General features: G+C 68.6%; 11 protein-coding genes. 9 read left to right on the forward strand and 2 right to left on the reverse strand.

The window, feature by feature from the left end; translation table 11 throughout:
- Positions 1–4: 4 nt before the first annotated feature.
- Together ABT057_RS28370 and ABT057_RS28375 are read left to right on the forward strand one after the other, a co-directional pair.
- Entirely contained in the window at positions 5–1,054 is a 1,050-nt protein-coding gene (locus ABT057_RS28370; protein WP_352346443.1) for an ABC transporter ATP-binding protein, read from the forward strand.
- Positions 1,047–2,192, forward strand: coding sequence for an ABC transporter ATP-binding protein (locus tag ABT057_RS28375; RefSeq protein WP_352346444.1), 1,146 nt, complete (start codon positions 1,047–1,049; stop codon positions 2,190–2,192). The genes ABT057_RS28370 and ABT057_RS28375 overlap by 8 nt, the downstream gene beginning before the upstream one ends.
- 112 nt (positions 2,193–2,304) lie before the next feature.
- Here ABT057_RS28375 and ABT057_RS28380 read toward each other — a convergent pair whose 3' ends face one another.
- Positions 2,305–2,844, reverse strand: a complete 540-nt coding sequence (locus ABT057_RS28380; RefSeq protein ID WP_352346445.1) for a hypothetical protein — start codon at positions 2,842–2,844, stop codon at positions 2,305–2,307.
- Positions 2,845–3,228: 384 nt separating this feature from the next.
- Here ABT057_RS28380 and ABT057_RS28385 point away from each other — a divergent pair, with 384 nt between their 5' ends.
- The 6 genes from ABT057_RS28385 to ABT057_RS28410 all read left to right on the forward strand — a co-directional run bounded on the left by ABT057_RS28385 (position 3,229) and on the right by ABT057_RS28410 (position 9,234).
- Positions 3,229–3,516 (forward strand): helix-turn-helix domain-containing protein, encoded by a 288-nt coding sequence (locus ABT057_RS28385; RefSeq protein ID WP_352346446.1) that lies wholly within the window; start codon positions 3,229–3,231, stop codon positions 3,514–3,516.
- A 172-nt stretch (positions 3,517–3,688) separates the two neighbouring features.
- The gene (locus ABT057_RS28390; protein WP_352346447.1) at positions 3,689–5,311 is read left to right on the forward strand and encodes a peptide ABC transporter substrate-binding protein; all 1,623 of its coding nucleotides are present in this window, start codon (positions 3,689–3,691) and stop codon (positions 5,309–5,311) included.
- A 5-nt stretch (positions 5,312–5,316) separates the two neighbouring features.
- On the forward strand, positions 5,317–6,240 hold the full coding sequence (locus ABT057_RS28395) for an ABC transporter permease (RefSeq protein ID WP_352346448.1): 924 nt from the start codon (positions 5,317–5,319) through the stop codon (positions 6,238–6,240).
- Positions 6,233–7,201, forward strand: coding sequence for an ABC transporter permease (locus ABT057_RS28400; protein WP_352346449.1), 969 nt, complete (start codon positions 6,233–6,235; stop codon positions 7,199–7,201). Before ABT057_RS28395 ends, ABT057_RS28400 begins: the two co-directional genes overlap by 8 nt.
- A 7-nt stretch (positions 7,202–7,208) precedes the next feature.
- Positions 7,209–8,192 carry an ABC transporter ATP-binding protein gene (locus tag ABT057_RS28405; protein ID WP_352346450.1) on the forward strand — a complete coding sequence of 328 codons (984 nt, stop codon included), beginning with the start codon at positions 7,209–7,211 and terminating at the stop codon, positions 8,190–8,192.
- Complete coding sequence (locus ABT057_RS28410) at positions 8,176–9,234, forward strand: ABC transporter ATP-binding protein (RefSeq protein ID WP_352346451.1); 1,059 nt, start codon at positions 8,176–8,178, stop codon at positions 9,232–9,234. The genes ABT057_RS28405 and ABT057_RS28410 overlap by 17 nt, the downstream gene beginning before the upstream one ends.
- A 150-nt stretch (positions 9,235–9,384) precedes the next feature.
- Here ABT057_RS28410 and ABT057_RS28415 read toward each other — a convergent pair whose 3' ends face one another.
- On the reverse strand, positions 9,385–11,511 hold the full coding sequence (locus ABT057_RS28415; protein WP_352346452.1) for a S9 family peptidase: 2,127 nt from the start codon (positions 11,509–11,511) through the stop codon (positions 9,385–9,387).
- A 179-nt stretch (positions 11,512–11,690) separates the two neighbouring features.
- On the opposite strand from ABT057_RS28415, the gene ABT057_RS28420 reads away from it, so the two are divergent.
- Positions 11,691–11,885 (forward strand): hypothetical protein, encoded by a 195-nt coding sequence (locus ABT057_RS28420; protein WP_055635483.1) that lies wholly within the window; start codon positions 11,691–11,693, stop codon positions 11,883–11,885.
- The last annotated feature ends 127 nt before the right edge of the window (positions 11,886–12,012 follow it).

The raw sequence follows: 12,012 nt of genomic DNA on the forward strand, positions 1-12,012 counted from the left end.
GTACGTGACCATCATCGAAGAAGCCCCGGTACCGGCGCCCCGCGACGGCGGGGACACCCCGCTGCTCGAAGTCCGTGACCTGCACGTCGAGTTCGTCACCCGCGAGGGTGTCGTACGTGCCGTCAACGGCGTCAACTACAGCGTGAAGGCGGGCGAGACGCTCGCCGTGCTCGGTGAGTCGGGCTCCGGCAAGTCGGTGACCGCACAGGCGGTCATGGGCATCCTGGACATGCCCCCGGCCAGGATCCCGCAGGGCGAGATCCTTTTCCGCGGCCAGGACATGCTCAAGATGTCCGGCGAGGAGCGCCGCCGCATCCGTGGTCAGCGGATCGCCATGATCTTCCAGGACGCGCTCAGCTCGCTGAACCCGGTGCTCTCCGTGGGCTACCAGCTCGGCGAGATGTTCCGGGTGCACCAGGGCCTCTCCAAGAAGGAGGCCAAGGCCAAGTCGATCGAGCTGATGGACCGGGTGAAGATCCCGGCCGCCGCGGCCCGGGTCAACGACTACCCGCACCAGTTCTCCGGCGGTATGCGTCAGCGCATCATGATCGCCATGGCGCTGGCCCTGGAACCGGACCTGATCATCGCCGACGAGCCCACCACGGCCCTCGACGTGACGGTCCAGGCCCAGGTCATGGACCTGCTCGCGGAGCTCCAGCGCGAGTACAACATGGGTCTCATCCTGATCACCCACGACCTCGGCGTGGTCGCCGACGTCGCGGACAAGATCGCGGTGATGTACGCGGGCCGGATCGTGGAGCACGCCCCGGTGCACGAGCTCTACAAGCGCCCCGCGCACCCCTACACCCGGGGCCTGCTGGACTCGATCCCGCGCCTGGACCAGAAGGGCCAGGAACTGTTCGCGATCAAGGGCCTGCCACCCAACCTCCTGCACGTCCCCAGCGGTTGCGCGTTCAACCCGCGCTGCACCAGGGCGCAGGACATCTGCCGTACGGACGTCCCGGCCCTGCTGCCGGTGACCGAGCAGGACGGCACCGAGCTGGTCGGCCGCGCCTCGGCGTGCCACTTCTGGAAGGAGACGATCCATGGCTGAGCTCAGCAAGAACGACGAGCAGGAGGCCACGCCGAACGTCTCCGAGGTGGAGACCGCGGACGTGCAGTCCGAGACCGACGCGGTCGCCGCGATCGAGGCGCCCGTGGACCGCGGTGAACCGATTCTCCAGGTGCGCAACCTGGTGAAGCACTTCCCGCTGACCCAGGGCATCCTGTTCAAGAAACAGATCGGCGCGGTCAAAGCCGTCGACGGCGTCTCCTTCGACCTCTACCAGGGCGAGACCCTCGGCATCGTGGGCGAGTCCGGCTGCGGCAAGTCCACGGTCGCCAAGCTCCTGATGAACCTGGAGCGGGTCACCGCGGGCGAGATCTTCTACAAGGGCCAGGACATCACCAAGCTGTCCGGCCGTGCCCTGAAGGCCGTCCGCCGCAACATCCAGATGGTGTTCCAGGACCCGTACACCTCCCTGAACCCACGGATGACGGTCGGCGACATCATCGGGGAGCCGTTCGACATCCACCCGGAGGTGGCGCCCAAGGGCGACAGGCGCCGCAAGGTGCAGGACCTCCTGGACGTCGTCGGCCTCAACCCGGAGTACATCAACCGCTACCCGCACCAGTTCTCGGGCGGTCAGCGCCAGCGCATCGGCATCGCCCGAGGGCTGGCGCTCAACCCCGAGGTCATCATCTGCGACGAGCCGGTCTCCGCGCTGGACGTGTCCGTCCAGGCCCAGGTCATCAACCTGATGGAGCGACTGCAGGACGAGTTCAACCTCTCCTACATCTTCATCGCGCACGACCTGTCGATCGTCCGGCACATCTCGGACCGGGTCGGCGTGATGTACCTCGGCAAGATCGCCGAGATCGGCTCCGACGAGCAGATCTACGAGCACCCGACGCACCCCTACACCCAGGCGCTGCTGTCGGCCGTCCCGGTGCCCGACCCGGAGGCCCGTGAGGGCCGCGAGCGGATCATCCTCTCCGGTGACGTGCCCTCGCCGGCGAACCCGCCGTCCGGCTGCCGGTTCCGCACCCGGTGCTGGAAGGCGCAGGACAAGTGCTCCACCGAGGTGCCGGTGCTCGCCGTACCCGAGCGCTTCCGCGGGGAGGACACGCCGGCGGCCCACGAGTCGGCCTGTCACTTCGCGGAGGAGAAGGACGTCGTCCACTCCGCGTGAGTGCTCCGGGCCGGCCGGGAACGCCAGCAGTGGCGGTCCCGGCCGGCCCGCGTCGAGGTCGAGGTTCCCCCGGTGGTGCGGCCGTGTCAGGCCACGACCCCTCGTGCGGCCGCTACTTCCACTCCAGACCCCACACGTTGGAGTCCTTCTTCACCGGAGCGGTGAACCACTTCGACCACTTCTTGCTCTCGTGGTACTTGCAGTGGCCGTCGTAGTAGTACGAGTACTTCGTGGCCTTGAACTTCTTCGACTCGTGGAACATCGTCATGCGGACCTTGGTCTTGCCCGCCTTGTTCTTCGCCGGGATCGAGTAGCTCCAGCTGTTCGACTTCGCCCAGGACTTGCCGAGCGTCACGCTGAACGACGTGCTCGCCTTGGCGAAGATGGCCCCGGCCTCGGCCTCGACACCCGCGGTGCCGCTGGCGCTGACCGTGGCGGTCGCCGAGTGGTTGTAGGTGAGGTTGCCGTCGAGGTTGTCGTACATCCACTCGCTGTGCAGGTTGGTCGGCTTGCTCACGGTGGACTTGTTGGTGATGTGGTAGCCGGTGCCGGGGCTCGGGGCACACGCGGCGGAGGCCGGAGCGGCCACACCGGCCACGAGTCCGCCGGCCGCGACGGCGGTGGAGACGACGGCACTTGCGATTCTCAGCACGATGATTCCCCCTTCAGGAAGCGCTGCGTTCACCGGAGCGGTGCACCCGAGCGCGGAGTCAGACTGGCCGGGCACGGACAGGGCGGCAACCGGGTTGCCCGGCGCCCGAACGTGCCCATGCCACAGGGCGCATTGACACTCCGCGGCGCCATCGGGCAAAGCGTGCGGACGGGAACTCGGGAAAGCGGACGGAGGGTTGATTTGGCCGTGTGCGCGCCGATCGTCACCATCACATGGACCGCATGAAGTGATCAGCGTCTCACCGTGTGGGCGCATGTGCTTTGCGGTATGCAAGGCGCGCTCAAGACTTCGCCAAGCCCGGAACCAGGTTCCACCACTCTCTGTCCTGATCGTTGTTCCAACGCAAACGGGGAGAGTGACGAGATGTTGGTTGCAACGGATCGAAGAGGCGCCGGGGTCGCGGGGGAGTGGCTCGGGCGGCCCTTCGGGGCGGCCGTACGGACCAGGCGGCTGGAGTTGGGCCTGACCCAGGAACGCCTTGCGCAACAGGCGGGGATGAGCCAGGGCGCGCTCTCGCGCATGGAGCACGGCCGCGGGGTGCCGACGCTGCCGGTGCTGGAGCGGCTCGCGGCGGCCCTGTCGTCGAACCTGTTGATATCGCTGTCGCCGCACGGCGGAGCCCACGTGGTCTTCAAGGCGCTGCCGCGCTGACCCGACCTGAACCGCGGATGACCCCGAACGGCTCGGTACGGCTGTTCGGGGTCATCCGTTTGGCGGGGATAAACCCGTACGGGTGGGGTGAAAATGCACCGCACGCACCATGTGCCGATATTGACTGGTAAAGGATCACGGTGACGGGTCCGCAGTCAAGAGGAGGCATCCCATGCGTGGAGCCACGCACGCGAAATGGGCCGTATGTGCGGCGCTGACGGTGCTCGCGGCGACGGCCTGCGGGGGTGGGGCCAGCGGGGAGAGCGGAGGGGTCCTCAGTTCCTCCTGGGGGGACCCGCAGAACCCGCTGGAGCCGGCCAACACCAACGAGGTGCAGGGCGGCAAGGTCCTCGACATGATCTTCCGCAACCTGAAGCGGTACGACCCGGAGACCGGCAAGGCCTACGACATGCTGGCCGAGAAGATCGACACCACCGACTCGCGGAACTTCACCATCACCGTCAAGGACGGCTGGACGTTCAGCAACGGCGAGAAGGTGACGGCGAAGTCCTTCGTCGACGCCTGGAACTACGGCGCGAGCCTGAGGAACAACCAGAAGAACGCGTACTTCTTCGAGTACATCGACGGCTACGACAGCACCCACCCGGACGACGGCAGCGCACAGAGCGCCGACACCCTCTCCGGACTGAAGGTGACCGGGGACCTCACCTTCACCGTGAAGCTCCGGCAGAAGTTCTCCACCTTCCCCGACACCCTGGGCTACAACGCCTACGCCCCACTGCCCCGGTCCTTCTTCACCGACCACGCCGGCTGGGTGAAGAAACCGGTCGGGAACGGCCCGTACACGGTCGCCTCGTACACCAAGGGCTCGCAGATGTCCCTGCGGAAGTGGAACGACTACCCGGGCGAGGACGTCGCGCAGAACGGCGGAGTGGACCTCAAGGTCTACACCGACAACAACACCGCCTACACCGACCTGCTGGCCGGCAACCTCGACCTGGTCGACGACGTGCCCGCGGCCCAGCTGAAGAACGTCGGGAACGACCTGGGGGGCCGCTACCTCAACACCCCCGCCGGCATCATCCAGACCCTGGCCTTCCCGTACTACGACCCGGACTGGAACAAGCCGGGCTCGGAGAAGGTCCGCACGGGCCTGTCCCGGGCGATCGACCGCGCGCAGATCACCAAGACGATCTTCCAGAACACCCGCACCCCGGCCACCGACTGGACCTCGCCGGTGCTCGGCGAGGAGGGCGGCTACAAGGCGGGCCTGTGCGGGGACGCCTGTGACTACGACCCCGCGGCCGCCAAGAAGCTCATCGAGGAGGGCGGCGGCCTCCCGAACGGCCAGGTCAAGATCACCTACAACGCGGACACCGGCTCCCACAAGCAGTGGGTGGACGCCGTCTGCAACTCCGTCAACAACGCCCTCGGCAACGACAAGGCCTGCGTCGGCAACCCGGTCGGCACCTTCGCCGACTTCCGCAACCAGATCGGCGACAAGAAGATGAGCGGCCCCTTCCGGGCCGGGTGGCAGATGGACTACCCGCTCATCCAGAACTTCCTTCAGCCGCTCTCCTACACCAACGCCTCCTCCAACGACGGCAAGTGGTCCGACAAGGACTTCGACACGCTCGTCGACCAGGCCAACGCCGAGACCGACACCGCCAAGGCCGTCACGACCTTCCAGCAGGCCGAGGAGGTCGTCCGCGACAACATGGCCGCCATCCCGCTCTGGTACCAGAACGGCAGCGCCGGCTACTCGGAGCGGCTCTCCGGCGTCAAGCTCAACCCGTTCTCCGTCCCCGTCTACAACGAGATCAAGGTCGGCTGACCCGCGTGGGGCGGTACGTGGTCCGGCGCCTGCTGCAGATGATCCCGGTGTTCATCGGCGCCACGCTGTTGATCTTCCTGATGGTGAACGTGATGGGCGACCCCGTCGCGGGACTGTGCGGCGACCGCCAGTGCGACCCGGCGACGGCCGCCCAGCTGAAGAAGGAGTTCGGCCTCGACAAGCCCGTATGGCAGCAGTACCTGACCTACATGGGGAACGTCTTCACCGGCGACTTCGGTACGGCGTTCAACGGCCAGCCGGTCACCGAGCTGATGGCGTCGGCGTTCCCCGTCACCATCCGGCTGACGATCGTCGCCGTCCTCTTCGAGATCGTCATCGGCATCACCCTGGGCGTGATCACCGGACTGCAGCGGGGGCGGCCCGTCGACACGGGCGTCCTCGTCCTCACCCTGGTCGTCATCTCCGTCCCCACCTTCGTCACCGGCCTGCTGCTCCAGCTGCTGCTGGGCGTCGAGTGGGACTGGATCAAACCGTCCGTGTCCACGGAGGCGACCTTCGGTGAGCTGGTCGTGCCCGGCCTGGTGCTGGCCTCGGTCTCCCTGGCCTACGTCACCCGTCTGACCCGGACCTCCATCGCGGAGAACAAGCGCTCCGACTACGTCCGTACGGCCGTCGCCAAGGGCCTGCCCCGCCACCGGGTCGTCACCCGGCACCTGCTGCGCAACTCCCTCATCCCCGTCGTCACCTTCATCGGCACCGACATCGGCGCCCTGATGGGCGGCGCGATCGTCACCGAGCGCATCTTCAACATCCACGGCGTCGGCTACCAGCTCTACCAGGGGATCCTGCGCCAGAACACCCAGACGGTCGTCGGCTTCGTGACCGTCCTGGTGCTGGTCTTCCTGGTCGCCAATCTCCTCGTCGACCTCCTGTACGCCGTACTCGACCCGAGGATCCGCTATGTCTGAGCAGCCGTACGAACCGGAAGGCGCCATCGCCGGCACCGGCGCGGGCGGTGCGATGGACCTCGCCACGGCGGAGGGCGAGACCCTGGAGGAGGCCCCGGTCACGGAGCCGGCCGCGGGGCCCCGCTCCCTCTGGTCCGACGCCTGGCGCGACCTGCGCCGCAACCCGGTCTTCATCGTCTCCGGCCTGATCATCCTCTTCCTGGTCCTCATCTCTCTGTGGCCCTCGGCCATCACCTGGATGAGCCCCCTCAAATGCGAGCTCTCCAAGGCCCAGGAGGGCTCCCAGCCCGGCCATCCCTTCGGCTTCGACGGCCAGGGCTGCGACGTCTACACGCGCGTGGTCTACGGCGCCCGCACGTCCGTCACGGTCGGCGTCCTCGCCACCCTCGGCGTAGCCCTCCTCGGCAGCGTCCTCGGCGGCCTCGCGGGCTTCTTCGGCGGCACCGGCGACTCGGTCCTCTCGCGCGTCACCGACGTCTTCTTCGCGATCCCGGTGGTGCTGGGCGGACTGGTACTGCTCTCCGTCGTCACCAGCAACACCGTCTGGCCGGTCATCGGCTTCATGGTGCTGCTGGGCTGGCCCCAGATCTCCCGCATCGCCCGCGGCTCGGTCATCACCGCCAAGCAGAACGACTACGTCCAGGCCGCCCGCGCCCTGGGCGCCTCCGACTCCCGTCTGATCCTGCGCCACATCGCCCCGAACGCCGTCGCCCCGGTGATCGTCGTGGCCACCATCGCCCTCGGCACGTACATCGCCCTGGAAGCGACCCTGTCCTACCTGGGCGTCGGTCTGAAGCCGCCCACCGTCTCCTGGGGGATCGACATCTCCGCCGCCTCCCCGTACGTCCGCAACGCCCCGCACGCCCTGCTGTGGCCCTCGGGCGCCCTCGCCCTGACCGTGCTCGCGTTCATCATGCTCGGCGACGCGGTCCGCGACGCCCTCGACCCCAAGCTGAGGTGACGGTCCGGTGCTGCTCGAAGTGTGTGACCTGCATGTGGAGTTCCGGACCCGGGACGGTGTCGCCAAGGCCGTCAACGGGGTCACCTACGCCGTGGACGCCGGCGAGACCCTCGCCGTGCTCGGCGAGTCCGGGTCGGGAAAGTCCGTCACCGCGCAGGCGGTCATGGGGATCCTCGACATGCCGCCGGGACGGATCACCGGCGGGGAGATCCTCTTCCGGGGCCGGGACCTGCTGAAGCTCAGGGAGGACGAGCGCCGGCGGACCCGGGGCGCCGAGATGGCGATGATCTTCCAGGACGCGCTGTCCGCCCTGAACCCGGTGCTGCCCGTCGGCGACCAGCTCGGCGAGATGTTCGTCGTCCACCGGGGGATGTCGAAGAAGGACGCGCGGGCCAGGGCCGTGGAGCTGATGGAGCACGTCCGCATCCCGGCGGCGAGGGAACGGGTCAGGGACTACCCGCACCAGTTCTCCGGCGGAATGCGCCAGCGCATCATGATCGCCATGGCGCTCGCCCTCGAACCGGCACTGATCATCGCCGACGAGCCCACCACCGCCCTCGACGTCACCGTCCAGGCCCAGGTCATGGACCTCCTCGCGGAGTTGCAGCGCGAGTACCGCATGGGGCTCATCCTCATCACCCACGACCTCGGCGTGGTCGCCGACGTCGCCGACCGCATCGCCGTGATGTACGCGGGCCGGATCGTCGAGTCGGCGCCCGTCCACGACATCTACAAGGCCCCCGCCCACCCCTACACCCGCGGTCTGCTCGACTCCATCCCACGCCTGGACCAGAAGGGCCAGGAGCTCTACGCCATCAGGGGCCTGCCGCCCAACCTCATGAACATCCCGCCGGGCTGCGCCTTCAACCCGCGCTGCCCGACGGCCCGGGCGGTGTGCCGCACGGACGTGCCGCCGCTCTACGAGGTGGACGCGGACCGGGGGAGCGCGTGCCACCTCTGGAGGGAGTGCCTCGATGGCCTCGACGTCTGAGCCGGTCCTCGAGGTGAGCGGGCTGCACAAGCACTACCCGCTCACCCAGGGCATCCTGTTCAAGAAGCAGGTCGGAGCGGTGCGGGCCGTCGACGGCGTCGACTTCGCGCTCGGGAAGGGCGAAACCCTCGGCATCGTGGGCGAGTCCGGCTGCGGCAAGTCCACGGTCGCCAAGATGCTCGTCCACCTGGAGCGGCCGACGGCAGGACGGATCCGCTACAAGGGCGAGGACGTCACCAGGCTGTCGGGGAAGGCCCTGAAGGCCGTCCGCCGCAACATCCAGATGGTGTTCCAGGACCCGTACACCTCCCTGAACCCCCGGATGACGGTCGGCGACATCATCGGGGAGCCGTTCGAGATCCACCCGGAGGTGGCGCCGAAGGGCGACCGGCGCAAGCACGTCCAGGACCTCCTGGACGTCGTCGGCCTCAACCCGGAGTACGTCAACCGCTACCCGCACCAGTTCTCCGGCGGCCAGCGCCAGCGCATCGGCATCGCGCGCGGCCTCGCCCTGCGCCCCGAGGTGATCGTCGCCGACGAACCGGTCTCCGCGCTGGACGTCTCGATCCAGGCCCAGGTCATCAATCTGATGGACCGGCTCCAGGCCGAGTTCGAGCTGTCGTACCTCTTCATCGCGCACGACCTGTCGATCGTCCGGCACATCTCGGACCGGGTCGGCGTGATGTACCTCGGCCGGATCGTGGAGATCGGCAGGGACACCGAGATCTACGACCATCCCACGCATCCCTACACCCAGGCACTGCTGTCCGCGGTGCCCCTGCCGGACCCGGTCGCGCGCGAGCACCGGGAGCGGATCATCCTGACCGGTGACGTCCCCTCCCCGGCGAACATCCCCTCCGGCTGCCGCTTCCGCACCCGCTGCTGGAAGGCGCGGGAGCGGTGCGCGCTGGAGGTGCCGGAGCTCGCGGTGCCGGCGGAGTTCCGGTATGCGAGCGGACCCGCCGCGCACGACTCGGCCTGCCATTTCGCGCAGGAGAAGAAGGTGGTCCCGGCGGACGATCATGGAAACCAGGTTCCATAGCCGCACATTTGTGCAGCAACTGCGTTAACACGCAGGCAACTTGGCTGACCCGATTCCGATATACGGACGCGTCAGGCTGAACAGCGTACGGCCGTGCGGGTGCCGTAAACGGGCCGGGGCGCGCCATGTCGCCCCGGCCCGTTGCCTGCGCTACCGCAACCCCAGCGAACGCTTCAGGAAGTCCACCTGGAGCAGCAGCAGGTTCTCCGCGACCTGTTCCTGCGGGGTCATGTGGGTGACTCCCGACAGCGGCAGCACCTCGTGCGGGCGGCCGGCCGCGAGCAGCGCGGAGGACAGCCGCAGGGAGTGCGCGACCACCACGTTGTCGTCGGCGAGGCCGTGCACGACCATCAGCGGCCGGTGCGGCTCGGCGGGTGAGGAGAGCCCCTCGTCGGTCACGAGCGAGCTCTTCGCGTACGACTCCGGGTGCGCGACGGGGTCGCCGAGGTACCGCTCGGTGTAGTGGGTGTCGTACAGCCGCCAGTCGGCCACCGGGGCGCCCGCGATGCCGGCGTGGAAGACGTCCGGGCGGCGCAGGACCGCGAGGCCCGCCAGCCAGCCGCCGTAGGACCAGCCGCGGATCGCCACCCGGGTGAGATCCAGGGGGTACCGCCGCGCGAGGTCCTGGAGCGCCTCGACCTGGTCGTCGAGACTGACCGTGAGGTCGTGGTGGATCGCCTTCTCCCAGCCGGGCGAGCGGCCCGGTGTGCCCCGGCCGTCGGCCACGACCACCGCGAAGCCCTGGTCGGCGAACCACTGCGAGGTGAGGTGCGCGTTGTGTGCGGCGAGGACGCGGGGGCCGTGGGGGCCGCCGTAGGGGTCCAGCAAAACCGGAAGCAGCGGTTGTGTGGTGTCACCGGGGTAGTCCGTAGGCATAAGCACGGCGCACGGGATTCGCCGTGCGCCCCCCTGGGTGAGTTCCACGCGGGGGGACAGACCGGGATCTTCCGCATACGACCGGACAGTCGCCACCGGCTTCCCGTCCCGCAGGATCTGCACCTTGCTCCCGGGCCGGTCGAGGCTCGCCGACACCAGGACCGTCACACCCCCGGCCCGCACCGCCGAGTGCACGCCGGGTTCCTGGGAAAGACGCTCGACGCCGAGTTCGTTGACGCGGTAGACATGCACCTCGCCGATCTCGGGCAGCTCGGCGTCCTCCCCGGCGGAGGCCGAGACGAGCACGTCGTCGGCCGTCACGTCCAGCACCGCCCGTACCTGCAACTGCGCTCCGGTCAGCGGCCGTTCCCCCACCGCGAGGACCCGTGCGCCACCCTCGTCGGCGATCCGGACCAGCCGGCCCGACGGGCTCCAGCACGGCACCCCGGGGAAAAGATCAAGCCAAATCGGATCTTCGTCGGCGTGCACCATCCGGGTCGCCCCGGAGTCGGTGTCCACGGCCAGGTACAGCTGACTGCGCTGGTCGCGCGCCTGTACGAGCAGGAGCGGCGCACCCGCCCCTGACCAGTGCACTCGCGCCAGATACGGATACCGCGCCCGGTCCCAGACGACCTCCGTACGCACCCCGTCGAGCCCGAACACGTAGAGCCGGACCTCCGCGTTGGCCGTCCCGGCAGCCGGATACGGCACGTGTTGTGGGTCACGTTTCGGCTGCGCAGGATCGGAGATCCACCATCGCTCCACCGGCGCGTCGTCCACCCGCGCCACCATCAGCCGGTCCGAGTCCGGAGCCCACCAGTAGCCCCGCGAACGCGCCATTTCCTCGGCGGCGATGAACTCGGCCAATCCATAGGAAACCGTCTCCGATTCGGGCTCCGCGACCACCCGGTCCCCGTCGCCCTCGGCCCCCACGACCCGCAGCGCGCCCCCGGCGACATACGCGACGAGTCGCCCGTCGGGGGAGGGGCGGGGATCCATCACCGGCCCGGGAACGTCCAGTTCACGGGCGGTCCCGGCGCGCAACTCGGCCGTGAAAAGCCGCCCTGACAAGGCGAAAGCCGCAAGCTCCACGGCCTCGTCGACGGCGTAGCCCACGATCCCGGCGCCGCCCTCGCGGCTGCGCTCGCGGCGGGCCCGCTCCTCGGGCGAGAGGTCCTCCGTGGCGCCGCCCAGGAGAGCGCTCGGGTCCGCGGCCACGCGCTCCGTGCCGTCCGCCGGGTCGAGAACCCACAGCGAACCTGCGCGGTCGGTGCCGGAACCGGAGCGCAGGAACGCGACCCGGGAGCCGTCGGGAGCCACCGTGAACGAACGCGGCGCGCCGAGCGTGAAGCGCTGGGTGCGTGCGTGCCGGCGGGGAAAGGAGTCGGACTCGGTCGTCATCCCCCGACCATATTGGCCATGCGCCCCCTTGTGCGGCTGTGCGCCGAGAGATGCGCACGCACTCATAGTTATGATCACTACCGCTGTGTGGGTATGAACCTGCTGGCAGTTGTATGGATTTACAAGTTCCCTCGTTCTGTTCTGCCCCCACGTTCCCGGGTTCTTGGAGGTGAGCCGCCGTGGCACTCTCGATTTCGGCGGTGGTGCTGCTGGCGATCATCGTCTTCTTGTTGATCAAGAAGTCAGGACTGAAGGGCGGTCATGCGGTCGTCTGCATGCTGCTCGGCTTCTATCTCGCCTCCTCGACGATGGCGGGGACGATCAACGATCTGACGACGAGCGTGGCGAGCATGATCGGCAGTATCAAGTTCTGACGCGCGGCGGCAGGCGGGCTCGGGTGGGTGGTCGACCGGAGCTCGCCGTTGGCTGCCATGTTGCGCGCCTTCCCCGCATCCGGATCCGTAAGCCTGACGGATCCGGGACGGGTGGCCGGCATCGCGC

The organism is Streptomyces sp. NPDC002588 (genome assembly GCF_040295925.1).
Taxonomy (GTDB): domain Bacteria; phylum Actinomycetota; class Actinomycetes; order Streptomycetales; family Streptomycetaceae; genus Streptomyces.